This is a genomic window from Kitasatospora sp. NPDC001261 (assembly GCF_042896795.1).
In the GTDB taxonomy this organism is placed as follows: Bacteria; Actinomycetota; Actinomycetes; order Streptomycetales; family Streptomycetaceae; genus Kitasatospora.
Window position 1 is genome coordinate 78648 of sequence record NZ_JBIAXP010000035.1, and the last position, 22731, is coordinate 101378.

Annotated in this window: 23 protein-coding genes and 1 pseudogene; 6 read left to right on the forward strand and 18 right to left on the reverse strand. The window is 74.4% G+C overall.

The features are described from left to right. The first annotated feature begins 202 nt into the window (after nucleotides 1–202). Nucleotides 203–982: a hypothetical protein gene (locus tag ACFY4B_RS36275; protein ID WP_387975096.1), complete on the forward strand. Its 780-nt coding sequence runs from the start codon at nucleotides 203–205 to the stop codon at nucleotides 980–982. 51 nt (nucleotides 983–1033) lie between these two features. Here the strand turns inward: ACFY4B_RS36275 and ACFY4B_RS36280 are convergent, their stop codons facing one another. After that, the gene (locus tag ACFY4B_RS36280; protein WP_117484956.1) at nucleotides 1034–1675 is read right to left on the reverse strand and encodes a hypothetical protein; all 642 of its coding nucleotides are present in this window, start codon (nucleotides 1673–1675) and stop codon (nucleotides 1034–1036) included. 395 nt (nucleotides 1676–2070) lie between these two features. Here ACFY4B_RS36280 and ACFY4B_RS36285 point away from each other — a divergent pair, with 395 nt between their 5' ends. From ACFY4B_RS36285 to ligA, 3 genes are all read left to right on the forward strand, one after another. After that, nucleotides 2071–3609, forward strand: a complete 1539-nt coding sequence (locus tag ACFY4B_RS36285) for a phenylacetate--CoA ligase family protein (protein WP_387975100.1) — start codon at nucleotides 2071–2073, stop codon at nucleotides 3607–3609. After that, nucleotides 3610–4653, forward strand: coding sequence for a hypothetical protein (locus ACFY4B_RS36290; RefSeq protein ID WP_387975102.1), 1044 nt, complete (start codon nucleotides 3610–3612; stop codon nucleotides 4651–4653). Between the two features lie 66 nt (nucleotides 4654–4719). Next, the gene (gene ligA / locus ACFY4B_RS36295) at nucleotides 4720–6771 is read left to right on the forward strand and encodes an NAD-dependent DNA ligase LigA (protein WP_387975105.1); all 2052 of its coding nucleotides are present in this window, start codon (nucleotides 4720–4722) and stop codon (nucleotides 6769–6771) included. A 128-nt stretch (nucleotides 6772–6899) separates the two neighbouring features. Here ligA and ACFY4B_RS36300 read toward each other — a convergent pair whose 3' ends face one another. From ACFY4B_RS36300 to ACFY4B_RS36310, 3 genes are read right to left on the reverse strand one after another with little or no spacing between them, the layout of a single operon-like run. Next, nucleotides 6900–8216, reverse strand: a complete 1317-nt coding sequence (locus ACFY4B_RS36300; protein ID WP_049655786.1) for a HAMP domain-containing sensor histidine kinase — start codon at nucleotides 8214–8216, stop codon at nucleotides 6900–6902. Continuing rightward, nucleotides 8216–8929: a response regulator transcription factor gene (locus tag ACFY4B_RS36305; protein WP_074005393.1), complete on the reverse strand. Its 714-nt coding sequence runs from the start codon at nucleotides 8927–8929 to the stop codon at nucleotides 8216–8218. Before ACFY4B_RS36305 ends, ACFY4B_RS36300 begins: the two co-directional genes overlap by 1 nt. A gap of 59 nt (nucleotides 8930–8988) precedes the next feature. Further along, nucleotides 8989–10596: an alpha/beta fold hydrolase gene (locus tag ACFY4B_RS36310; RefSeq protein WP_387975108.1), complete on the reverse strand. Its 1608-nt coding sequence runs from the start codon at nucleotides 10594–10596 to the stop codon at nucleotides 8989–8991. Between the two features lie 175 nt (nucleotides 10597–10771). Here ACFY4B_RS36310 and ACFY4B_RS36315 point away from each other — a divergent pair, with 175 nt between their 5' ends. Then, nucleotides 10772–11596 carry an arylamine N-acetyltransferase gene (locus ACFY4B_RS36315; RefSeq protein ID WP_387975111.1) on the forward strand — a complete coding sequence of 275 codons (825 nt, stop codon included), beginning with the start codon at nucleotides 10772–10774 and terminating at the stop codon, nucleotides 11594–11596. 49 nt (nucleotides 11597–11645) lie between these two features. On the opposite strand, the gene ACFY4B_RS36320 is transcribed toward ACFY4B_RS36315, so the two are convergent. Both ACFY4B_RS36320 and ACFY4B_RS36325 read right to left on the reverse strand, forming a co-directional pair. Then, nucleotides 11646–12065, reverse strand: coding sequence for a helix-turn-helix domain-containing protein (locus ACFY4B_RS36320; RefSeq protein ID WP_387975114.1), 420 nt, complete (start codon nucleotides 12063–12065; stop codon nucleotides 11646–11648). Nucleotides 12066–12149: 84 nt separating this feature from the next. Beyond that, nucleotides 12150–12656 carry a kinase gene (locus ACFY4B_RS36325; RefSeq protein WP_387975117.1) on the reverse strand — a complete coding sequence of 169 codons (507 nt, stop codon included), beginning with the start codon at nucleotides 12654–12656 and terminating at the stop codon, nucleotides 12150–12152. Between the two features lie 268 nt (nucleotides 12657–12924). Between ACFY4B_RS36325 and ACFY4B_RS36330 the strand changes: the two genes are divergently transcribed. Next, nucleotides 12925–13971 (forward strand): DUF4190 domain-containing protein, encoded by a 1047-nt coding sequence (locus ACFY4B_RS36330; protein WP_387975120.1) that lies wholly within the window; start codon nucleotides 12925–12927, stop codon nucleotides 13969–13971. 659 nt (nucleotides 13972–14630) lie between these two features. Here ACFY4B_RS36330 and ACFY4B_RS36335 read toward each other — a convergent pair. The 12 genes and pseudogenes from ACFY4B_RS36335 to ACFY4B_RS36390 all read right to left on the reverse strand — a co-directional run bounded on the left by ACFY4B_RS36335 (nucleotide 14631) and on the right by ACFY4B_RS36390 (nucleotide 22728). Then, a complete protein-coding gene (locus tag ACFY4B_RS36335) occupies nucleotides 14631–15071 on the reverse strand; it encodes an NUDIX hydrolase (protein WP_387975123.1) in 441 nt (146 codons plus the stop codon). Nucleotides 15072–15091: 20 nt separating this feature from the next. Next, nucleotides 15092–15451: pseudogene (locus ACFY4B_RS36340) on the reverse strand (sulfatase-like hydrolase/transferase); the annotation flags it as partial. Nucleotides 15452–15739: 288 nt separating this feature from the next. After that, the gene (locus tag ACFY4B_RS36345; protein ID WP_387975126.1) at nucleotides 15740–16078 is read right to left on the reverse strand and encodes a MazG-like family protein; all 339 of its coding nucleotides are present in this window, start codon (nucleotides 16076–16078) and stop codon (nucleotides 15740–15742) included. Between the two features lie 96 nt (nucleotides 16079–16174). Continuing rightward, the gene (locus ACFY4B_RS36350; protein ID WP_387975129.1) at nucleotides 16175–16984 is read right to left on the reverse strand and encodes an NRDE family protein; all 810 of its coding nucleotides are present in this window, start codon (nucleotides 16982–16984) and stop codon (nucleotides 16175–16177) included. 14 nt (nucleotides 16985–16998) lie between these two features. Continuing rightward, nucleotides 16999–17529 carry an NUDIX domain-containing protein gene (locus ACFY4B_RS36355; protein WP_387975131.1) on the reverse strand — a complete coding sequence of 177 codons (531 nt, stop codon included), beginning with the start codon at nucleotides 17527–17529 and terminating at the stop codon, nucleotides 16999–17001. After that, entirely contained in the window at nucleotides 17526–18041 is a 516-nt protein-coding gene (locus ACFY4B_RS36360) for an NUDIX domain-containing protein (protein WP_387975134.1), read from the reverse strand. The genes ACFY4B_RS36355 and ACFY4B_RS36360 overlap by 4 nt, the downstream gene beginning before the upstream one ends. Nucleotides 18042–18055: 14 nt before the next feature. Next, a complete protein-coding gene (locus ACFY4B_RS36365) occupies nucleotides 18056–18796 on the reverse strand; it encodes an aldo/keto reductase (protein WP_387975137.1) in 741 nt (246 codons plus the stop codon). Beyond that, nucleotides 18793–19392, reverse strand: a complete 600-nt coding sequence (locus ACFY4B_RS36370; RefSeq protein WP_387975140.1) for an AAA family ATPase — start codon at nucleotides 19390–19392, stop codon at nucleotides 18793–18795. Before ACFY4B_RS36370 ends, ACFY4B_RS36365 begins: the two co-directional genes overlap by 4 nt. Then, on the reverse strand, nucleotides 19389–20003 hold the full coding sequence (locus ACFY4B_RS36375; protein WP_387975143.1) for an exonuclease domain-containing protein: 615 nt from the start codon (nucleotides 20001–20003) through the stop codon (nucleotides 19389–19391). The genes ACFY4B_RS36370 and ACFY4B_RS36375 overlap by 4 nt, the downstream gene beginning before the upstream one ends. Before the next feature lie 9 nt (nucleotides 20004–20012). After that, on the reverse strand, nucleotides 20013–21188 hold the full coding sequence (locus ACFY4B_RS36380; protein ID WP_387975146.1) for a radical SAM protein: 1176 nt from the start codon (nucleotides 21186–21188) through the stop codon (nucleotides 20013–20015). Next, nucleotides 21185–21706 (reverse strand): nucleoside-diphosphate kinase, encoded by a 522-nt coding sequence (locus ACFY4B_RS36385; RefSeq protein WP_387975149.1) that lies wholly within the window; start codon nucleotides 21704–21706, stop codon nucleotides 21185–21187. Before ACFY4B_RS36385 ends, ACFY4B_RS36380 begins: the two co-directional genes overlap by 4 nt. Beyond that, the gene (locus tag ACFY4B_RS36390; protein ID WP_387975152.1) at nucleotides 21703–22728 is read right to left on the reverse strand and encodes a thymidylate synthase; all 1026 of its coding nucleotides are present in this window, start codon (nucleotides 22726–22728) and stop codon (nucleotides 21703–21705) included. Before ACFY4B_RS36390 ends, ACFY4B_RS36385 begins: the two co-directional genes overlap by 4 nt. Nucleotides 22729–22731 lie beyond the last annotated feature (3 nt).

Sequence of the window (22731 nt, forward strand, 5' to 3'; positions counted from 1 at the left end):
CCCCCCCCCGCGCCCGCCCCCCCCCCCCCGGGGGGGGGGCGGCGCGGGCGCCCCCCCGCGGGGGGGGGGGGCGGGGCGGGCGGGGGGGGGGCGGGCCCGCCCCCCCCCCCCCCCCCGCCGGCGTTTCCGCCCGTTCCCGCCGCTCCGACCTGCCCGGCCCCGCCCCGCGGGCCGTACGGGCGGCGGGCGTAGGCTCCCGCCGGTGACACCAGCACCGACACCCCCTGCCGAGGCCGGACAGCCCGTCGAGCCCGCCGAGCCCGGCCCCGTCTGGACCCTGCTGACCCGCGCCACCGCCGTCGACCGCGCGACCGGCCTCGCCTGGTTGTCCGGGCTCGGCCACAACCGCGCGGCCCCCGCCGGCCTGCTCCTGCGCCTCCTGGACACCGGCGAGCACCACTTCCTGGACCGCGACGACCTGCCCGACGGAGTCCTGGACGCCGCGATCGCCCACCCCGACCGGCGCGTGCGGATGGGCGCCGCGGAGAGCGGCCGGCTGTCACCGGCCCAGTGGGAGCGGCTGATCGCCGCCACGCCCGGGGCGGCGCTGCGCGAGCTGTTCGCGGAACTGGCCGAGGGGCCGGGCCGCCCGCGCAACCACCCCCGCTTCCCCCGCCTGGGCCTGCTGCGCCTGGCCGCCGACCCGAACCCGCGCCTGCGGGCCCTGGCCCTCGACGACCCCGCCGCCACCCCCGCCCACGTCGAACGGGCCGCCGCCGACCCCGACCCGGCCGTCCGCCGGGCCGCCGCCGCCGACCGTCGGCTCGCCCCCGCCACTGCCTCCGCGCTCGCGGCCGACCCCGACAGCGGCGTGCGGCACTTCGCCCGCGTCAACCCGGCCCTGCCCCCGGAGGAGCTGGTGGTGCTGCTGCTCGACCCGTGCCGGGCCGACGCCGCCGCCAGGAATCCCGCGATCCCCGCCGCCGTCCTGCACCGCATGGCCGACCTCGCCATCCCGCACGCCGCCGTACCCCGGCGCTGACCCGCCCGGGGCCGGTCCTGGGCACGGACCGGCCCCGGGCGGGGGCGGGGCTCAGTGGCAGACGAGAAGGTTGCGGGCCAGCTCCTGGATGGTGCCGGGGTTGACCGGGGTGTCGCAGGAGACGATTCCCTCCATCTCGGCGTCGAAGGTGCTGTAGGTGGGGTGGGAACCGAAGGCATAGGCCCAGTACCCGTCGCCGGGGTCGCTCCAGGGGCGGTTCACGCAGACGTACTCGTCGGCCTTGCCCTGGATGCGATGGGTGCCCTTGAACACCATGTAGTCGCCGGGGCGGTTGACGTTGTAGGTGACCTTCTGGGACCAGGTGCTGGTGGTGGACTTGCTGGTCTGGACGGAGAAGCCGACCTTGATGGAGACCTTCGCGAAGAACGCGCCAGCCTCGGCGTTGATCTCGGTCGAGGCGTTGAAGGTCGTGCTGACGTTCTCGACCTCGGTCACGGTGGTCTCGACGGAGCCGGTGGTGCCCGGTGCGATGGTGATGCCCTTCCGGTGGGTGAGCACCGGTTCGACGACGGCGGTCGAGACCTCGTACAGCCCGGTCCGGGAGACGCGGGGGTCGCACGGCCCGCCCGGCTCGGCCGCGTGGGCCGTACCGGTGGAGAAGGCCGACGCCGCGACCGTCAGGACGGCGAGCGCGGCGGGTAAGGACAGCCGCCGCAGGAACGTGTTCGTCAAGGGGACTCCTCGGGGGAGGGGGTGTCGGACCGCCACACGGCCGGCACCCGGCATGGATTCGTCAGATCGTGCCCAGAACACCCCCACCGCACACCCAAAACCCCGAACTCCCCTGCACAAACGGAAGGTTGGCCGTGCACATAGCCTGTTGCACACCGCCGGACCGTCCCTATACTGCCGTTGCCCGTAGGCCGGAACCCGGCCCCGGACATCCGCCGCTGCGCCCGGCCAGGGCGGCCGGCCGCCCGTACGAGGGAGAACCGATCATGGTCAAGCACTACCTCAAGTACGCCTTCAGCACCCTCACCGCCGCGATGTTCCTGCACATGGTCTGATCCGACCGACCCCGGCCGGGGCCGGGTGGCCCATCGTCCGACCCTGGCCTGGGAGTCCGCTTGTTCGCGACCGCGCTGAGCCAACTGCGCTACGGCGCAGCGATCCTGACGAATCGTCGCATCCGCCCCCGCGACCTGGAACGCCTCGCCCGGGACCTGGTCGCCACCATCGCCGAGTTCGGCGAGCCCGGCGAGGACTCCGCCCTGCTGCCCGGCCGCGCGGGACACGTCGACCCGCAGGTCCGGCGCGAGGTGGCCCGCCGCAGCCTGCGCGCCACCGCCCGCTCCGCGGCCCGGCACACCGCCTACTACCGCCGCACCTTCGCCGAACTCGGCCTCGACCCCGACCGGTTGGAGCCCGAGGACTGGTCACGCGTCCCCGTCACCCCCAAACAGGCGCTGCGCGCCCTGCCCGCCGCCTTCGTCTCCGACACCGCCCGCCCCGCCCTGCAGGCGCTCACCACCGGTACCAGCGGAACCCCCACCGCCGTGTGGTTCTCCCGCGCCGAACTCGAGTGCGCCATCGCCTTCAGCACCATCTCCGCCGTGCTCGGCCTCGGCCTGCGCCCCCGCCACACCGTCGCCTACGCCGGCTGCTCCCGCGCCACCCTGTCCCTGGTCAACGCCGAGGAGTCGGCCACCCGCGTCGGCGCCGGCTTCGTCCAACTCGGCACCGTGGCCCCCGCCGTGGCCCTCGACCGCCTCGCCGCCCCGCTCGGCCTGCCCGGCAAGGACCCCCAGGTCACCCACCTCACCACCTCCGCCTCCTACCTGGCCGCCCTCGTCCAGGAGGCCGAACAGCACAAGTGGCGCGAAGCCGACTTCGGCCTGGAGTCGATCAGCGTCGGCGGCGAGGTGCTCTCCGCACCGCTGCGCCGCCGCGCCGAGGCCGTGTTCGGCGCCACCGCCACCTCCGCCTACCTGATGACCGAGATCCTGCCCTCCGGCGCCACCCCCTGCACCCGGGGCCACCTCCACCACACCACCGAGTTCGGACACCTCGAAGTCCTCGACCCGCTCACCTGGGAACCCACCGCCCCCGGCGGCACCGGCACCGTCGTGCACACCCCCTACGTGCCCTACCGCGAGTGCACCCTGCTGCTGCGCTACGCCACCGGCGACCTCGTACGCCTCCCCGCCGAGCCGCCCGACTGCGAACTCGCCCACCTGCCCGCCACCTCCGAGATCCTCGGCCGCTGGAACGGCCCGCTCAGCCGCACCGTCACCACCCGCGAGGTGCTCGACCTGGTCGAAGCCGAACCCGAGGTCCCGCTGCCCGCCCGCCACGCCCTCACCGAAGGCCCCGACGGCCCCGACGGACCGGCCCGCCTGCACCTGCTGGTCGACCGCCTGCCCGCCACCGCCCTGCGCGGCCGCCTGGAGGACCGCGCCCGCGCCGCCGGCCTGCGCCTGGCCGACATCCTGCTGTACGAGGACCGCGCCGCCATGCCGCCGACCGCACCCCTGCGCGCCGACCTGCGCGAGCACACCTTCGACACCCTCGACACCCTCGACACCCTCGACACCTTCGACACCTTCGACGTCCCCGCCGCCCCCGGCACCCCCGCCGCCCCCGACCGTGTCCCCGGAAGGCGCTGAATGACCGTCGACCCCGCCGCCCTGGCCGCCCTCAGCGCAGCCGTCGCCGCCGAGACCGCCCTGGCCGCCTGGTACCTCGCCCGCGTCCGGATGCCCCGCCCCCCGGTCGGCGTCTACACCGGCGGCGACATCGCCGTCCTGTGCGCCGGAGTCGTCCTCGCCCCGCTGCTCTACACCGCCCTGCCCGCGGCCGCCGTCTCCGCCGTCTTCGGCCTCGTCGCCTGCCTCGCCGTCCAGTTCACCCTCGCCCCGCTGCTCGCCGCCACCCCGCTGCGCGCCACCCCCTGGTCCTGGGCCGCCGCCCTCACCGCCACCGCCGCCACCGCGCTCGCCGCCCTCACCGGCCACCCCGCCGCCGCCCGCACCGGCAGCGACCTGATGATCGCCACCGCCGTCGTCGGCGTCGCCAACCTCTGGACCCAGAGCGGCCTGCGCTCCGGCCACACCGCCGCCCTGGCCGCCGTCCTCACCGGCTACGACCTGGCCGCCACCACCCTCACCGACACCACCACCCGTTTCTTCGAACAGGTCCAGGACCGCCCCTTCGCCCCCCTGCTCGCCCTCACCGGCGGCCCGGCCCCCGTCGCCGTCGGCCTCGGCGACCTCCTGCTGCTCGTCCTCTACCCGCTCGTCGCCGCCAAGGCCCACGGCCGCACCGCCGCCGCCGTCGCCGCCCTCGTCGGCCTGCTCACCACCAGCGCGGTCAGCGCCTGCTTCGCCGCCGGCTGGCTCACCAGCGGATTCCCGCTGCTCACCGCCCTGGGCCCGCTGATCGTCGCCCAGCACCTGTACTGGCGGCGCCGCAGCGGCGGCGAACGCACCACTGCCCAGTGGCGCGAGAACCGTCCGCTCCCGCTGCCGTCCTCCGTCGGCCACGAACCCGCCGCCGCCCTCGCCGCCCCCGTCCCCGACGGCACACCCCCGGGCACCTGGCTCGCCCTCGCCGACGGCCGCGTCCTCGGCACCGGCCCCACCCCCGGCCACGCCCGCCGCGACGCCCGCCGCCACGGCACCGACACCCCCACCACCGCCCGGCTGGTCTGACGCCTTCCAGGGCTCCGCCGGCGCGCGTCCCGAGGCCCTGTCAGTGCCGGCCGCCATGATTCCCGCATGACCGCCACCGCAGCACCGCTGTCCTCCCCGTCCGCGTACGCCGACGCCGTCGCCACCGCCGTCCGGGCCGCCGCCGCGTACTACACCGACGGCTCCACCCCGCTCGGCGACGACGAGTACGACGCCCTGCTGCGGGCCATCGCCGCCTACGAGAGCGCCCACCCCGGCGAGACGCTGCCCGACTCGCCGACCGGCAAGGTGGCCGGCGGCGCCGCGAACGGCGACGTCCCGCACAGCGCCCCGATGCTCTCCCTGGACAACGTGTTCTCCGCCGAGGAACTCGACGCCTGGGCCGCCGGCCTCGAACGGCGCCTGGGCCGCCCCGTCACCGCCTGGTGCGTGGAGCCCAAGCTCGACGGCCTCGCCATCGCCGCCCGCTACCGCGCCGGCCGCCTCCAGCAGGTCGTCACCCGCGGCGACGGCCTCGCCGGCGAGGACATCACCCACGCCGCCGACGCCGTCCTCGGCCTGCCCGCCGAACTCACCGAACCCGCCGACATCGAACTGCGCGGCGAAGTCCTCCTCACCCGGGACCAGTTCGACCACGCCAACCGGATACGCGCCGACCACGGCGCCACCCCCTTCGCCAACCCGCGCAACGGCGCCGCCGGCACCCTGCGGGCCAAGGACCGCCCCTACCGGATCGAACTCACCTTCTTCGCCTACGACGCCATCGGCCCCGACGGCCTCGCCCACAGCGCCCTGCTGGACCACCTCGCCGCCCTCGGCGCCCACACCGCCGCCACCACCGCCGCCCGCCCCCGGCGCTGCGCCGACACCGCCGAGGTCCAGCGGCGCGTCGAGGAGATCGCCGCACTGCGCGCCGAACTGCCCTTCGGGATCGACGGCGTGGTCGTCAAGGCCGACCTGGCCGCCGACCGCGCCGAGGCCGGCTCCGGCTCGCGCGCGCCGCGCTGGGCCGTGGCCCGCAAACTGGCCGCGCAGCACCAGGTCACCCGGCTGCTCGCGGTGGAGTGGAACGTCGGGCGCACCGGCGTCATCGCCCCGCGCGCCGTCCTCGAACCCGTCGTCATCGACGGTGTCACCGTCACCTTCACCACCCTCCACAACCCCGCCGACATCGAACGGCGCGGCCTGATGATCGGCGACCAGGTCTTCGTCTACCGCGCAGGCGACGTGATCCCCCGGGTCGAGGCCCCGGTGCTCGACGCCCGCACCGGCGCCGAGCAGCCGATCGCCTTCCCCGAGACCTGCCCGCGCTGCGGCGACGCCATCGACACCACCGAGCAGCGCTGGCGCTGCGTCCGCGGCCGCGACTGCCAGGCCGTCGCCTCCGTCCTCTACGCGGCCGGCCGCGACCAGCTCGACATCGAGGGCCTCGGCGGCACCCGCGCCGTCCAGCTCGTCGAAACCGGCCTGGTCACCGACCTCGCCGACCTGTTCACCCTCACCCGCGAGCAGCTGCTCACCCTGGACCGGATGGGGGAGACCAGCGCCGACAACCTGCTCGCCGCGATCGCCACCGCCCGCACCCGGCCGCTCAACCGGGTCTTCTGCGCCCTCGGCATCCGCGGCACCGGACGGACCATGTCCCGCCGGATCGCCGCGCACTTCGGCTCCATGACGGCGATCCGGGCCGCCGACGCCGAGACCCTGGCCGGCGTCGACGGCATCGGCACCGAGAAGGCCCGCGTCGTCGCCGCCGAACTCGCCGAACTCGCCCCGCTGCTGGACCGCCTCGCCGCCCTCGGCGTGGGCACCGCCGTCACCGCCCCCGCCGCTCCCGCCGCCGCGCCGACGGCAGGGGAAGGCGACACCGCCGACGACCGGGGCCCGCTCGCCGGCGAGGCCGTCGTCGTCACCGGCAGCATGACCGGCGCCCTCGCCGACCTCTCCCGCAACCAGATGAACGAACTGGTCGAACGCGCCGGCGGCAAGGCCTCCTCCTCGGTCTCCAAGCGCACCACCCTCCTGGTCGCGGGCGAGAAGGCCGGCTCCAAGCGCGCCAAGGCCGAGGAGCTCGGCATCCGCATCCTCACCCCTGAGGACTTCGCCACCCTGGTGGCCGCCCACCTCCTCCCGGCCTGACGGGCCCGTCCCGCGCGGGGGTCCGAGCCCCTCCGGGCGGTCCGGTACGCCCCACGGGCCGGAACACCGCGGCCTCCCGGCCGGACCCGACCACCGGACGGTCCGCCGGGGCGCCGTCCGACGGTCCGTCAGCCGCCCGGGGCCGGCGGCAGCCGGAAGCCGACCTCGGCGCCGCCGCCGGGAGCGGCGGCGGCGAAGACGGTGCCGCCGTCCGCGACGACCAGGTCGTGGACGATGGCCAGGCCCAGCCCCGAACCCGGGGTCGACTGGGTGCCGGCGGCACGGTAGAAGCGCCCGAAGACGGCCTGCCGGTCGCCGGCGGCGATCCCGGGCCCGCGGTCGCGCACGGCCAGCCGGGTGCCGGTGACGCGGACCTGGACCAGGGTGCCGTCCGGACTGAACTTGACGGCGTTGCCCACCAGGTTGTCCACGCAGCGCTGCAGCGCCCGCGGCCGGGCCAGCACCGGGACGGGCCCCTCGGTGATGACGGCGATCTCCCGGCCGGTACGGCGGCGGAAGCGCCGCGCGCTGTCCTCGGCGGCGGCCGGCAGGTCGAGCGGCTCCGGCTCCTCCGCGCTCTGCTGGTCGGTGGCCAACTCGACCAGCTCACGCACGAGTTCGTCGAGCGCGACGGTCTCGGTGACCAGGGTCGCGAGGATCTGCTCCTCGTCCTCGGGAGCGAGCCGGCCGCGGGCGCGCTGGAGGAGCTCGGCGCACCCGCGCACCGAGGTCAGCGGGGTGCGCAGCTCGTGGCTGGCGTCCTGGACCAGGCGCTGCTGCTGCTCGCGGGAGCGGCGCAGCGCGCCGACCATCGACTCGAAGGCCCGGGTGAGGCCGCCGACCTCGTCGCGCCCGGCGGCGGGCAGCGGGGTGGCCAGGTCACGGGTGGTGGTGATGTGCTCGGCGGCGCGGGCCAGGCGCCGCACCGGGCGCAGGATGCGGCCGAGGACGAGCCAGCTGAGCAGGGCGCAGGCGGCGGCGGCCGCCACGCTGGTGACGGTGATCCGCCGCAGGAACGCGTCGTCGACCTCGGTGACCCCGGCGTAGGTCTGGCCGACCATCACCGCGCCCTGCCCGTCGGGGCGGGCCTGGGTGAGGACGCCGTAGGGGGTGCCGTCGACGGTGGCGTCCTCCTGGTGGGAGCCCTGCCCGGTGCGGGCCACCTCCAGGGCCCGCTCGGAGACCGGCAGCGCCGGCCCGCCGCCCGGGGCCAGCGGCCGGGCGGTGCCGTCGGCGGGCAGCAGCTGTTCGACGGTGTCGGGCCGGGCGGGCGGCAGTCGGCCGAGGTCCAGGGCGGCGAGCACGGTCTCGGCCCGGTCCCGCAGGCTCCGGTCGAGCTGGTCGGAGACCAGGGTGCTGACGCCGCGGTAGGCGGCGGTGACGGGCACGGCGATCGCCAGCAGGACGGAGGCGAGGACCACCAGGCCGATGCGGGTGCGCAGCATCAGGCGGTCCGGGCGGTGTAGCCGACGTTGCGCACGGTGTGGATCAGCCGGGGCGCGCCGTGCTCCTCGGTCTTGCGGCGCAGGTAGCCGACGTACACGTCGAGCGAGCGCGAGTCGGTGTCGAAGTCGTAGCCCCAGATGCGCTCGTAGATCCGGTGGCGGGTCAGGACGGTGCCCTGGTTGCGCAGCAGCAGCTCCAGCAGGTCGAACTCGGTCTTGGTCAGGTCGAGCCGGCGCCCGCCGCGGTGGGCCAGCCGGGCGGCCGGGTCCAGGGCGAGGTCGGCGAGGACGAGCCCGGTGTCCTCGCCGTCCCCGGCGTCGAGCGGCTCGGTGCGGCGCAGCAGGGCGCGGATGCGGGCCAGCAGCTCCTCGGTGGCGAAGGGCTTGGCGAGGTAGTCGTCGGCGCCCGCGTCCAGCCCGGCGACCCGGTCGCCGAGCTGGTGGCGGGCGGTGAGGACGAGGACGGGCAGGCGGTCGCCGCGCCGGCGCAGCATCCGGCACAGCGCGAGGCCGTCGAGGCGGGGCATGACCACGTCCACCACCGCGAGGTCGGGGCGCCGGTGCTCCAGGAGCTCCAGCGCCTCCTGGCCGTCGGCGGTGGTGAGCACCCGGTAGCCCTCGAAGCGCAGCAGGTGGTCGAGGGTGGCGCGGACACCGGGGTCGTCCTCGACGACCAGGACGGTGCGCCGGGCGTCGGCGGTGGGATCTGTCATGGTGTCATCCTCGCTGGTGGCGGGCGTGGTCAGGCCGGTCGGGGGCTGCCGACGACGCGTCAGCGGGGGACCGGGACGACCGCGACCGGCGGGACCTGGGCCAGGCAGGAGGTGTCGCCGACCTCGCCGGTGCGGATGAAGCCGCTGGAGATCTCCAGGGCGCAGCTGGTGGACTCCATCTCCGGGAGGTGTCCGCTGTTGGGTACCGAGACGAACGCGCTGTGGCGGAACTGGGCCGCCGACAGGCGGGAGTTGACCTCGGGGGTGTTGGTGTCGAGGTCCCCGGAGAGCACCAGGACGGGCACGTCGGGCAGGTTCCCCAGGTCGGTCGGCTGCGGGCGGGCGGTACCCCGGCGCGGCCAGTTCAGGCAGTTGTCCCCGCCGTCGGTCTGGCCCGCGGCCCAGCCCTCGGGGCTGAAGGCCCCGAAGTCGGCCGGGTCGGCGGCGGCCAGGGCGGCGCGGTACTGGCGGCGGCGCTCCGGCACCGGGGCCTCCGGGTCCCAGGCGCGGACGTAGTCGTTGCAGGTGACGGCCAGGAAGGAGGCCTGGTCCTCGGTGCCGGTGCCCTCCATCTCGCCGCGCACCAGGGCGGACAGCGGCCCCTCGTCGCCCGCGGCGAAGGCGTGCAGGGCGGCGGGCAGGGCGCCGAGCAGCCCGGACTCCCCGGGGTGCAGGCCGATGCCGCGGGTGGCCGGCTCGTACATCAGGTCGGCGAGCTTGTCCTCGGTGAACAGCACGGTGCGCCGCTCGCCGCCGGCCTCGGCGGTCACCTTCAGCGGGCGGGCGCGCAGCCGCTCGGCGACGGCGGCGAGGTCGTGCACCGCGGTGTCCGGGTCGCAGGCGCCGCTGCGCTCGCAGATCCGGCGCAGCGTCAGGGAGACCTGCTGGGCGCCGGGCCGGGCCAGGGAGTCGAAGGCGACCGGGTAGGCGCCGGAGAGCACCATCTTCTCGACCCGCTCGGGATGGCGGTCGGCGTAGACCGGCATCAGGTAGGTGCCGTAGGACATGCCGTACAGCACCAGCCTGGGGGCGCCCAGGCGCTCGCGGGCGGCGTCGATGTCGTCGGCGGTGGCGGCGCTGGTGTAGCCGCGGGCGCGCGGGCCGAGTTCCTCGGCGCACTCGGCGACGAGCTCGCGCTGTTCGGGGCGCGGGGCCCAGCGGTACTCGGCCTCGGTGACGTCGCAGGGCAGCCGGCCGGAGCGGCCGGTGCCACGCGGGTCCAGCAGGAGCACGTCGTAGTCGTCCAGCACCCCCCGCAGTGCACCGGCCACCTGCTCGGCGCGGTCGATCAGGGTCTCGCCGGGGCCGCCGGGGTTGAGGGCGACGGTGCCCAGGGCCGGACCGGGGCGGCTGTGGCGCACCACCGCGTAGCTCACGTCGACGCCGCCCAGGCGCGGCTCGCCCGTCACCAGGGGCCGGCGCATGGTCGTGCAGTCGACCTGGTGGCCGGGGACGGCCGGGCACCACGCGGGCCGGCCCGGCGCCCCGGCGGCGGAGGCCTGCGCGGGCGGGGCGGTGGCGAGCGGCAGCGCCGTCGCCAGTACCGCCAGGGCCGCGGCGGCCAGGGCGCCCCGCCGGGCCCGCCGCCCCGCGCCGCCCGTGTCCGCGCCGTTCGCGCTCGCGCCGTTCGCCCCGGTGGCCGTGCCCCTCGCCGTGCTCGTCGTCATCGCGGTGTCCTCCGTACGTCCTGCGGTCGGTGTGGGCACGACTCTGCCGGGCGCCCGTCAGCCGTTCGGCAGAGTGACGGCAAAGGCGTGTAAGAACCCCGGGCGCGCGGGAACCCGGGGGCGTAGGACCAAAAGCCGATGGCCCCGCGCCCGGCCTCCCGGGTGGAATGGCCCGATGGATCACGTGCCGCACCCCGAGCAGCCGTCCGACGGCCCCGCCGACGGCCTCACCGCCGCCCAGCGGGACGCCTACCTCGACCGCATCGGCCTGCCCGACCCCGGCGCCCCCTCCCCGCACGCGCTCGCCCGGCTCCAGCTCGCGCACCTGCGCACCGTCCCGTTCGAGAACCTGGACATCCACCTCGGCGAGAGCATCGTCCTCGACCCCGCCGCCCTGCTGGCCAAGGTCGTCACCCGCCGCCGCGGCGGCTTCTGCTACGAACTCAACGGCGCCTTCGCGCAGTTGCTCACCTCGCTCGGCTACCGGGTCGGCCTGCTCGCCGCCCGCGTCTTCGACGGCGAACGGCTCGGCCCGCCCTTCGACCACCTCGCCCTGCGGGTGGACCTCGACGAACCGTGGCTGGCCGACGTCGGCTTCGGCCGCTTCAGCCACCACCCGCTGCGCCTCGACGAGCGCGGCGAACAGGCCGACGCCGAGGGCGCGTTCACCCTCACCCCGACCGGCACGGACGGCGACCTGGACGTCCTACGGGACGGCACGCCCCAGTACCGCCTGGGCCCGCGCCCGTACGAACTCGCCGACTTCGCCCCGACCTGCCGGTGGCAGACCACCTCACCGGACTCCCACTTCACCCGCTCCACGACCTGCACACTGCTCACCGCGGACGGCGGCCGGGCGACCCTCAGCGGCAACCGCCTCATCACCACCACCCCGGCCGGCGAACGCACCGAACGGACCCTCACCGACGACGAGGCCCTCGCCGCCTACCGCACCCGCTTCGGCATCACCCTGGACCGCCTCCCGGCCCTCCCCGGCTGAGCGCCCAGTTCCCGCCCGCCCGGCCGAAGAGCCGGGCGGGCGCGAGCGGTCAGGCGACGAGGCAGAGCCCGTCGTACCGGCCCGTGGACGGGGCGCGGCCCCGGCCCGTGCGGCTCGGGGCGGCGGCGTAGCGGGCCAGCTCGTCCTGGGCGAGCGAGAGCAGGTCGCCGAGGCCGAGGCCGAGGGCCCGGGCGGCGGCCGCGAGCACCTCGGAGGAGGCCTCCTTGCGCCCGCGCTCCAGCTCCGACAGGTACGGCATCGAGATCCGGGCCGCCTCCGCGACGTCCTTCAACGTGCGCTCCTGGGCGAGCCGTTCGCGCCGCAGCACGTCGCCGACGACGTCGCGCCACAGCGGCTCCCGCCGTACGGGCGCCGGGTGCGGGGGACGGGACGGCCCGCCGGACGCGGGCGGCTGCGCCTGCGGGCGCAGGGGGATGACGCGGGCTTCGTTCGGCGCATGGGTGCTCACCCCTCACACCCTAGGTACTTGACGCCCCGGGGGAAGAGCACGGGGTTCCGCCCTGGGTGAAGCCCGCGCGCCGGCCGCGGCCCCTCAGGGCCGGGGCGTCCAACCGGCCGGGGCGAGGCCGGTGTCGGCGAGGATCCGCCCGACCGTCTCCTCCAGGCCGCTGTGCCGGCCGACGACCCGTTCGAGACCGTCGGGGAGCAGGTCGTGGGGCCGGTACCAGTCGGCCATGTCCTCGGGGGAGAACTCGGCGGCCTGGGGGCGGGTGGCGTGCCGGCGCACGGTCTCGTCGAAGTCCACGTCGAGGTAGTACAGGAAGCTGCGGCCCCGGTGGTCGGCGACGAGCCGGGCCAGCATCGGCCCGTAGCGCTCGGCGGCGAGGATGCCCTCGACGACCGTGTGGAAGCCGTGGTCGAGGGCGTGCCGCGCGACCAGGTCGATCAGCCCGATGTTCGCCCCGCCCGGGACGTCCCGCTCCCGCAGCACGGTACGCCGCAGCAGGTCCTGCCCGACGACGGCGAGGCCCCGCCCGTAGGCGGCCCGCAGCCGAGCGGTGACGCTGGACTTCCCGGCGCCGCTCGGACCCCGCACCACGACCAACACACTCTCCGGACTGCCCGTCACACCGCGACCGTCCCCGCGCCGCGCCCCGCCCACACCACCGGGCGCCCACCGGGTACCCGGGGGGAGGCCGCGGCCCGGCACCTGTATATCTTGATCACTCGCCGGCCCGGCCGGCGTCCCGTCCCAGGGGGTGACGCGTGGGGCCGGGCCGCTGCCGTCGGGGAGCCGGGCAGGAGGCCCCCGACCCGGGGCCGGGCAGCGGCCCGCCCGACATCCCACCGTTCCCGAAGGATTCCGCATGACCGTTCCCGTCCCGCCCGACAGCAGCCCGCGGCCTGCCGAGGAGCCGGCCGCCGCCGACCCGTGGGCGCCGCCGGGCCAGGGCCGGGACGCGGCCCCCACGGTCCCCGGCTTCGGCCCCGCCCCCGCCGCGGGCCCCGGGCAGATACCGGGTCAGGCCCCCGGCCAGGCACCCGGCGCCCCGTACTGGCCGCCCTACGCGATGCCGGCGCCCGCGCCGCAGCCCCGCAACGGCCTGGGCATCGCGGCCATGGTGCTCGGGATCGTCGGCGTCGTGCTCGGCCTGACCATCATCCTGTTCTGGCTGTCCTGGCTGCCCGCCCTGCTGGCCGTGGTCTTCGGCGTGATCGCCCTGGGCCACGTGCGCAAGGGCCTGGCGGCCAACCGGGCGATGGCCCTGGCGGGCGTGGTCCTGGGCGTCACCGGCCTGCTGGTCTCGGTCGGCACCGGCGTGTTCGTCGTGAACCGGGTGCAGGAGGTCCACCGGGAGCAGAAGGCGCAGGCGGAGGCCGCGCGCATCCGCTTCGAGACCGCGACCAAGGCCGCCGAGGAGCGGGCGGCCAAGGAGAAGGCGCGGATCGAGGCCGAGCGCCAGCGGCTCGCGGCCGAGCAGGAGAAGCGGGCCGCGGACGAGCGGGCCCGGCGCCTGTCGTTCGGCCAGTCCTACACCTACCCGGACGGGCTGAAGGTCACGATGGCCGCGCCGGAGCCGTACGTCCCGCGCGGGGGCGTGGGCGAGACCCCCAAGGACGCCACGATCGTCCAGGTGAGGATCACCGTCGTCAACACCGGGCCAGCGGAGGTCTCGCTCCTCGGTTCGGGGCTGCCCACCGTCCGGGACGCCAAGGGCAACCTCGTCTTCACCCTGATCGACGGCAGCGGACGGATGAAGATCCTCGCCAAGTCCCTGGCCCCGGGCGAGGAGGCCGCCGGGCTGACCGCGTACGCCCTGCCGGCCGGCGCGGGCGACCCGTTCTCCGTCCGGTTCGACCACACCATGGGCACGGAGTACAAGGACGTCATCTGGACCGGCCCGGCCGGCTGACCCCCGACCGGCCCCCCGCAGCAACTCTGACGGCACGTCACGAATCGGCAACCGAGGCCCCGTCTCCGGCGATACACCTGTGACGCACCGACCGGCTCGCCTATTCTCCATCCGGCGCGGCGCACTCCCGCCGCGCCGGACGACTGGGGGGTCGCGTGCTTCTGGACGGACGCATGGCCGTGTTCGAGGCCGTCGTTCCCGCGCTGGTCGGCCTCGAACTGACGGGGCCCGAGCCGGGCAACGGCACCCGGCTGCGCATCCCGCCGGGCACCCCCCTGCTGGTCGAGTGCGCCGGCGCACCGCCCGAACCCGGACACACGGAGGGCCCGGCGGTCACCCTGCCGGGCCCTCCACGCCCCCGTCTGTCCAGCTTGCGGAGCATGGACATCAGAAGTTCGTGGCCGCAACCTACCCCGTCTCGGCGATCTGCGCGAGACTCTTGACCTTGGCTGAAATGCTGCGGGTACCGACACCCTGCACCGGCCCCGCCCGCCCAGATAGGTGTGCCGGATTCGGGGTGCTCAGCTCGCCTCGGCGGGCTCCAGGCCGACCCTCACCGTGAGGTGGTGCAGCCGTTCCGCGCGCACCCTCCGGCCGTCACCCGAGATCGTGTCGAGCGCGACCATAGCGGTCACGATGACGTCCGCCAGCCTTGCCCGTCAGGCTGCGGACGGCTGCCGGTCGGCGAGGAGCAGCGCGAGGGGGCCGCCCTGGAGGAGGAACCGCCCTTCGCCGACTGCGGCGAGGGCGTCCTCCATCGGCCACCACATCAGCTTGAAGCCGTCCTCCCCGGGCGCCAGCTCCTGGGGGCCGAGGGTGAGGTCCCGGGCCTCGAAGAGGTGCAGGCGCGCCGTCGAGCCCGGCACGATGGCGTACGACCCGAGCGGGCGCCAGGTCGCGGCGGTGATCCCGGCCTCTTCGCGTAGCTCGCGCCGCGCGCACTTCTCCGGGCTCTCGTCGCCCTCCTGGCGCCCTCCTGGCAGGAACAGGTACTCGCCACCGTGCAGGGGGAACGGCGCGGTCAGCACGGCGACCAGGCCGTTGGAGTCACGGGCCACGATCACGGCCGCGTCCCGGGTGGGCAACTGCGTGTTGGTCATGCACGGAGGTTAAGCCGCGGTCAGACCACCATGCAGGCGAACGGCACGTTCGTCACCGTCGGGTGGATGATCCCGCGCCCGTGGTAGCCGTCCTCACCGAAGGCGTCCCCGTGGTCGGCACACAGGACGACCAACCACCTCCTGTCGCTGGTCAGGCCGTCGACCAGGTCGCCCAGGTGCTCGTCGGCGTACGCGAGGGCGGCGGCCTGCGATTGCCAGGAGTCGGAGCTGTCGCCGAGGTAGTGGCCGTGCGGGACGTGCGTCGCCGAGACGTTGACGAACAGGAACAGGGGACGGTCCGCCCGGGCCCCGGCGACGTCGAGGGCGTGTTCGACCTGGTAGCGGGTCGAGTCCGGCTCCGGCGAGCAGAACTCCGGGCGCCAGAAGTCCTCGTCTGCCCAGCTTGCGGAGCATGGACATCAGGCAGTTCGTTGCCGCAACCTATCCTGTCTCGGCAATCTGCGCGAGACTCTTGATCTTGGCTGAAATGCTGCGGGTACCAATACCCTGTACCAGCTCCGTCCACCCGGATAGGTGATGGACCGTCAATCACCCTAAAGGGCTAGTGCGCCCACGGTCAGAACCCTCATGACCGAGGCCCCCGCAGCCCGTCGCGACACGGAAGTTGGTACCTCGGCCCGCCGCCGGTGCCGCCGGACTCAGGGCGCTCAGCCGACCTCCGCGTGCTTCTCGAGACCGACCCTCTCCACGAGGTACCGCAGCCGCTCCGCAAGCACCGCCCGGCCATCACCCGAGATCGTGTCGAGCGCAACCATCGCGGTCACGATGACGTCCGCCAGCTCCGACTCGACGTCCCCCCAGGTGTGCGAGCGCCCCTTGCGGGGGTTCGCCCCAAGGGCCCCGTGTACGGCCTCCGAGGCCTCCCCGAACTCCTCACCGATCTTGAGGATGCGCAGCAGCCGCACGTCCGCGACCGGCACCTCGTCCGCCTGGTCGTCCAGCCAGGTCCGCAACTTCCCGACCCGCCCCCACAGCTCGTCTTCCATCCGCCTCTCCCCATGCTCTCGGAACAGGGCCGGCACTACGCCGACCACAAACGCAGCGGCCCCGACGAGGCCCCAATGCCCCTGCAAGTGCTGTGCTCAGCCCGCGGCAGCCGCCCTCACCGCAGGCATCGGCACTGACTCCAGAACGATCCGGGGCAAAGGACCGGCAGTGGAGACAGCTCCGAAGTCGTAGCGCACCTGCCTGTGTGCGAGGGCGACCATGGAGAGCGACACGGAGCCCCAGACGCGCCCGCCCGGCGCCTCAAGACGGCGTACCAGGGCCGCCGGGTCGTCGGCCGGCAGACCGTCGCCGCACACGATCGGCAGCCACTCACCCCACGCGGCGTCCGACGAGCCCGCCGCCGGTTCAGGGCGCGCGACGGCTTGTAGCCGGGCGCGGAAGTGCGCGGTGCGGGCGGCCATCGTGGCGCGGATGTGCGCTGGGCAGCCGCTGGCAACTGCCCGGCCGGCCAGGCCGTCGTTGTGTACGGCGCTCAGACCAGCGGGCAGCTCGCGATCCTCCAGGGTGCTGCCGCTCCAGCTGAGAAGCCGAACGCTGCCGGGGCGGGCCAGGATCAGGTGGAACGGGTCGTAGCGCTCCAATCGGTCGATCCGTTGACCGCTCGCGGCGATCAGCGGGATCTCGCCCCGGGACAGCCGCCGCTGCCAGGGAAGGCGCGGGCCGAAGCCGTTAAGCAGGCAGGCCGCCACCGGCCCGCCGTCGCCCTGGTGGATGGCGAGCCAGGTTCCGCCCGCCTCCAGGTCCAGGCCGCCGGTGACGGCGGGCCGTGAGGGCCAGTGGCGGCCGGGCGGCAGCCACTGGCGGTCGGTGTACTCGTCCCGGACGGCGAGCAGGAGGACCGGCACCGACGAGCCAGGGTCGATGCTGACGAAGGCCGTGCACACGAGCGTCCCCTCTCCTACTCGGTCTCTAGGTAGCGGGCGGCCACGAGGATGCCGAGCGACGCGCCGACCAGGGTCAGCCGGCCGTCGCACGCCGCCTTCACCGCTTCCGGCAGGCCCCACCACTCCAAGGTCATGCCGAACTCCGAGGCGGTCAGCTGCTGCTCGCCGAGGGCCAGGTCGCGCGCCAGGAAGACGTGCAGGCGCGCGGTGTTACGGGTCATCAGGGCGACGCTGCCCAGCGCCGTCCAGTCCCGGGCGGTGATCCCGGCCTCCTCGTGGAGTTCCCGCCGCCCGGCGTCCTCGGGGCTCTCGCCGGGCTCGACGGTCCCTCCTGGCGGGGTGACGACCTCACCGTGGACGTACGTGACGGAGCGGACCATGCCGACCCGGCCGCGGTCGTCCAGGGGGACGATCAGGGCCCCGTCGGGCTGCTCGGTGACCCACACCTCCCCCAACGTCCCGTCCGGCCGGCTGACCTGGTCCAGGTGGACGGCCATGCGCGGGCCGGTCAGGACCGTCGCGCGGGCGTGCTGCTTCCAGGTCACATCGGCCTGCCACAGTGCAGGACGACCTGCTGCTCGTTCGCGAAGGCAGTGACCAGCGCGGTCAGGCGCGCGTGCATGGTGGCAGACACCTCGTTCTCCCAGTCGGCGAGTTGAAGGAACCGGTGCTCGTCGTGCGCCTCGGACAGCACGACCGAGTCCACCTGCTCCCAGGTCAGGGGAGCGGCACCGAAGAAGTAGGTGCTCACCGGCGGCCAGCCCTCGGCCGGCGGGAGGAAGTCCACGCCGACCGGGACCAGCGAACCGTCCAGCAGCAGGCCGGCTTCCTCCAGAACCTCTCGCCGCGCCGCCTGCTCGGGGGCTTCACCGTCGTCAAGAAGGCCACCCGGCGCCCACCAGCGCTGCGGCCAGCCCTGGGCGGCCCGGCCGGCACTGTAGGAGTCGTGCAGGAGCAGCAGCTTCCCGTTCGGGTCGAAGAGCAGCACACCGCAGCCGTGCAGGGCGCGTGGCAGCGTCTCGACGAACTCCTCGCGGGGCATCCAGGGCTTCGACATCGCGTGCCTGCCGCTCAGGTCGCGGGCGCGAAGAGCGCGCGCAGGTGGGCGGGGTTGGCGGTGCCAGGGATCGGCGCCACCAGCGGGTCGAGGTCCAGCAGCCATCGCAGGGCCGCCGTCGGGTCGGGCAGCAGACCCGCGTTCAACGGCCGGTACGGCACGTACGGAGTTCCGTTGGCCAGACAGTACGCGAGCGCCGGATCGTCCGGCTCGGCGGCGTTCAGGCAGTTCTGCACGGCGGCGACCGTCACCAGGGCGGCGGCCTCGCGGATCTGTTCGGGGGTCACCTTGGACAGGCCGATGGCGCCGATCTTGCCTTCGGTCCTCAGGTCCTCAAGCTCGCCGACCTGATCGGCCAGCGGCACCGCGGGGTCCACCCGGTGCAGGTAGCACAGGTCGATCCGCTCGTTGCCGAGCCGACGCAGGGACGCCTCGGCGGCGGCGCGCAGGTACTCGGGACGGCCCAGCGGGCGCCAGACGTTCGGCGCGGGCCGCACCATGCCAACCTTCGTGGCCAGCAGCAGCTCCTCGGGGTACGGGTGCAGCGCTCGGCGGATCAGCTCTTCGACGGTGTGCGGGCCGTAGGCGTCGGCGGTGTCGATGTGCAGGATGCCGAGGTTGTGAACGGCCTCGCGCAGCAGCGCGGTTCCGCCGACCATGTCGGCCGGCTCGCCCCAGGTGCCGGGGCCGGTCAGGCGCATGGTGCCCAGGCCCAGGCGCGGGACCTTCTTGCCCGCGATCGTGATCGTGTTCACGCGGCAGCCGCCCAGGAAGCGGTTATCGTCTCGACTGCCACCTCGACGGCGGCGGCGTGCCCATCACTGGGCACCGGAACGTGCGGCACGGCGTAGGCGCCGAGGGCCCGGTGCAGCTGTTCGTCCACGGCCTCGCGGAACGCGGCATCCGCCCAATCGGGGTCCTTGCCCGGGTGCTCAGCCAGCGGCAACGCCGGGTCGAGGAGGGTGGCGAGGTACACCAGCGGGCGGGGGCAGGCCAGCTGAGCCAGGCCGGTCAGGCGGGACAGCGCCTCGGGGTCGGTGTCCTCGTTCCGGTGCTGAACCGCGGCCAGGTAGTACGCGAGGGCGTCGAAGGGGGTGCGGTCCACGATCACCACGTCCGCGGTGAGCTCGGCCTCCAGGGCGGCGTTGGAGGTGGCGTTGATGATCCAGGCGGTGGACCGGTCGGTGTGCCGGGTCATCTTCGGGAAACCGAGTTCGGCGGCCCGCTTGGCGAAGCCGCCGGTGCGGGCGACGGTGATGCCGGTAGCGCGCAACTCCATCTCGATGCGCCTGGCGAGGGTGGTCTTGCCGGTCGAGTGCGTCCCGGCGATGTAGAGGCGAAGCGGTGTCACCACAGTGTCTGTTCCTCGGATTTGGGTGGGGCGGGCAAGGGGGCGCCGGGCATCCCGGGCGGGACGGCGGCGGTGAGCAGCGCGTCCCAGGTGTCGTAGTGCCCGGCGAGGGCGATCAGCAGCAGCGCGGTCGCGTGGGCGTCGTAGGCGGCCCGGTGGCGCTGGCCTGGAACGGACGCCAAGTCCAGGCCGGTCAGCTCGATCAGCGCGTCGAGGCTGTACCGGCCGGCCTTCGGGTAGGTCGCGCGGGCGAGCCGCAGGGTGTCCAGTACCCCGGCCGGCTTCCAGGTGGGCATGTGCCGCAGCAGCACGCCGTAGTCCACGTGAGCGTTGTGCGCGCAGATCCACGCGCCCTCCAGGTCGGCGTACACCTTGGGGCCGACCTGCTCCCAGGTCGGCACCTGAGCGACGTCCTGGTTGCGGATCCCGTGCACCCGCCGAGCGAACGGGGTGATCAGGCGGGGCGGGCGGATCAGGGTGGAGCGCGTGAACTTCGGCACCGGGCTCCCGCCGATCACGGGAATCGCGGCGACCTCCACCAGGTCCGGCGGCTGTTCGCCGTTGCCTTCGACGTCCACGACGAGGACGGGGGGCCAGGTGCCGAAGTCCATCAGGGCTCCTTACTTCGGGTCGGTCCAGCCGATTTCAGCTCGGCCGTGCCGGCGGTGGTGGTGCGGCTTGTCACGGTCGTGGACCTGATAGCCGAAGCCGTGCTGCATGTAGTAGCGCGGCGGCTCGTTCAAGCCCGAGACGATGATGGCGCGTTCGTTCACCTCAACGTCCCCGGTCGCCCCGAGAGCACGGGCGGCCTCGGTGGCTTCCTCCAGGCGGGGGGCCTGCCAGGCGTCGCGGCACAGGCCCAGCTGCGCCACCGGGCAGATGTCGCACAACTCCCGGATGCCGTAGTGGCCGTTGTAGTCGGGCACCTTGTGGGCGTAGGCGACGCCGCAGCTGGTCTTGCGGAACAGGGGCCCGTACGGCTCGCCCTGGTCGTCGGGCCGACGGAAGGCGGCGAGGATGCGCTGCTCGGACTCCTCCGGCATGATCTTGCGGCGGGCGGTGTCCTCGTACGGCATCGGCAGGCCGTGGTCGGCGTAGTACTGGGCGATCTCGTTGCGGAAGAACAGCCCGGTGAACACCGTTGCGTCGGCGTGCCTCGACAGCTCCAGGGCCCGCTGGATGTGCGCGTCGGAGTCGTTGAGGCCCGGCACGATCGGCCGCCAGTACAGCACCGTGCGGTAGCGCTCGGCGTGCCGGTGAAGCGTCTGGAGGCTGGCGGCGGCGGTGGCCGAGTCCACCGGCTCGATTCCCGGGTGGTCGATGCCGGAGTGGGTGACCAGCACCGTCAACCGGATGTTGTGGACGCTGTTCAGGACCTCGCAGTCCTCGGGGTCGACACGCCACCTGGTGATGACCAGGACGTGGTTGGTCAGGCCCTTCTCGTCCAGCAGCCGCAGCGTGTTGAACGTGTGCGGCTTGACCACGGGGAGCATGGGGTCCGTCGCCCTGTTGAAGATCTGGATCGGCGTGCGGTGGGGCCGGAAGTAGCGGTGCCCGGTCAGCAGCTCCACCGCGGCCTCGTCGCTCATCAGCCGCCTGGGCGTCTTGAGCTCGAAGTTGTCGAACAGGTGGCGCACGCAGTACCCGCAGTCCAGCGGGCAGCCCACGATGTGGTTGAGCGACAGCCCGGACTTGCGGTACTCGATGACCTCGGCGAGCTCGGGCCTGAGCCCCGCGATCTGCCCGCTGGTCAGCAGGGGCAGCGGGCGCCGGGCCCTCGGGGTGGCGGTCGTCATCGGTGATCCTCCTTGATCTCCAGTAGCTGGTGCTGGCCGGCGCCGAACCACGTCCCGAAGTCCCGCCGCGCGGCACGGGGGTGGTCGGAGGTGTGGATCAGGTTCTCCACCAGACGCCGCTCGGCGCGGGCGGCGGTGAGGCTGTCGGTGCCCAGGTCGGCGCGGATGGTGCCCGGCTCGGCCTGGGTCGGATCGAAGTGCCCGAGGAGGCCGCGCAGCCGCTCAGGGACGCCTGGGGCGCCGTAGGCGAGCGCCACCTCGACGTGCTGCCCCACGTAGGTGGTGCGCAGGCAGCCGGGCACGTCCACCTCGAACAGGTCCCGGTCGACCAGCAGGTCCCAGTAGTGGACGTGGATCTGCCAGTCGGCGACGACGACCCGGCGCCGGTGCACAACCTGGGCGGCCGGCTCCAGCCGGGCCAGCACCTCATCGGCCAGACCCCGGTGCAGGCAGTCCGGCTTGAGGAGGACCACGCTCCAGCGCGACCAGTCCACGCCGTGCAGCGGGTTCTGCCTCACGCGATCTCCCCGGTGGCGACCCGGGTGGGCCAGCGGCGTTCAAGCTGCCAGCGGGCCCCGGACTCCAGCGCGTCGAGGGTCTGCTGATCGACCAGGTCCTCCGGGCAGTTGACGATCTGGCGGTGCGCCTCGAAGAGCAGCAGCACCCGCTGCCAGTACAGCGGCAGGTCCAGCCCGGCGACGTCGGCCGGGGTGTACTGGACCCGGTTGGTGCGCAACAGCTCCTCGTGCTCCAGCACGGTCCGGATGTGCTTCCACGTGGTGCCGGCGGGCATCACCGGGCCCGGGAACAGCGGCACGGCCGTGGGGCCGCTGGCCGCCGTCTCCTCCAGCACCTTGCCAGCGCGCTCCAGGTCCCGGACGCCGACGTGCATGGACCCGACGTGGTGGGTGTAGTCGCCCAGGCGCAGGCCGAGCAGGACGGCGGCGAACTCCTGGATCAGGGTGAAGGAGTAGACGTCGCAGACCATGCCGCGGTTGGCGTCGTTCGCGCGCATGTAGGTGACCATGTGCAGGTAGCCGTCACGGGCCAGCAGGTGGAGCCCGGCCAGGCACGGGAGATCGGGGTGACCGATCTCGTCCAGGTCGCCGGCCTGGAACACCGGCAGGTACGCGCGCTTGCTGTCCTTCTCGGCCCGCAGCAGTTCCAGCGCGCGGTCAAACGCGGACGGGGTGCCGTCCGACCGGGGGGCGAAGATCCGCGCCCCGTAGGACGAACCCTCGATCGTCGTCCCGTCGCGCGAGTCCGCCCGGCGGCGCGAGGCGTAGTGCCCGATCAGGTCGAGGTTCCGCAGGCCGCCCAGGTACCAGAGCGCCTCCGCGTAGTGGTACACGGGGTTGACCGGCCGGCTCGTCAGGTACAGGGCGCGCCGGCGGGGGTCGGTGAGCCGGAAGGCCGCGCCGATGATCTCGTGACTGTCGTTGCCCCGAGCGGTGTTGACGTGCTCGTGGTTCTCGGTGACGTGCCGCAGGACGGCGGCGTAGGCGTGCTGGAACGTGGGGAACACGGCGGGTGCGATCACGCT

What these genes read in the sequence shown, in the direction of transcription:
- ACFY4B_RS36290 (WP_387975102.1), top strand. Translation starts at nt 3,610, where the DNA reads ATGACCGTCGACCCCGCCGCCCTGGCCGCCCTCAGCGCAGCCGTCGCC.
- ligA (WP_387975105.1), top strand. Translation starts at nt 4,720, where the DNA reads ATGACCGCCACCGCAGCACCGCTGTCCTCCCCGTCCGCGTACGCCGAC.
- ACFY4B_RS36300 (WP_049655786.1), bottom strand. Translation starts at nt 8,216, where the DNA reads ATGCTGCGCACCCGCATCGGCCTGGTGGTCCTCGCCTCCGTCCTGCTG.
- ACFY4B_RS36305 (WP_074005393.1), bottom strand. Translation starts at nt 8,929, where the DNA reads ATGACAGATCCCACCGCCGACGCCCGGCGCACCGTCCTGGTCGTCGAG.
- ACFY4B_RS36310 (WP_387975108.1), bottom strand. Translation starts at nt 10,596, where the DNA reads ATGACGACGAGCACGGCGAGGGGCACGGCCACCGGGGCGAACGGCGCG.
- ACFY4B_RS36315 (WP_387975111.1), top strand. Translation starts at nt 10,772, where the DNA reads ATGGATCACGTGCCGCACCCCGAGCAGCCGTCCGACGGCCCCGCCGAC.
- ACFY4B_RS36330 (WP_387975120.1), top strand. Translation starts at nt 12,925, where the DNA reads ATGACCGTTCCCGTCCCGCCCGACAGCAGCCCGCGGCCTGCCGAGGAG.
- ACFY4B_RS36335 (WP_387975123.1), bottom strand. Translation starts at nt 15,071, where the DNA reads ATGACCAACACGCAGTTGCCCACCCGGGACGCGGCCGTGATCGTGGCC.
- ACFY4B_RS36345 (WP_387975126.1), bottom strand. Translation starts at nt 16,078, where the DNA reads ATGGAAGACGAGCTGTGGGGGCGGGTCGGGAAGTTGCGGACCTGGCTG.
- ACFY4B_RS36360 (WP_387975134.1), bottom strand. Translation starts at nt 18,041, where the DNA reads ATGTCGAAGCCCTGGATGCCCCGCGAGGAGTTCGTCGAGACGCTGCCA.
- ACFY4B_RS36375 (WP_387975143.1), bottom strand. Translation starts at nt 20,003, where the DNA reads ATGGACTTCGGCACCTGGCCCCCCGTCCTCGTCGTGGACGTCGAAGGC.
- ACFY4B_RS36380 (WP_387975146.1), bottom strand. Translation starts at nt 21,188, where the DNA reads ATGACGACCGCCACCCCGAGGGCCCGGCGCCCGCTGCCCCTGCTGACC.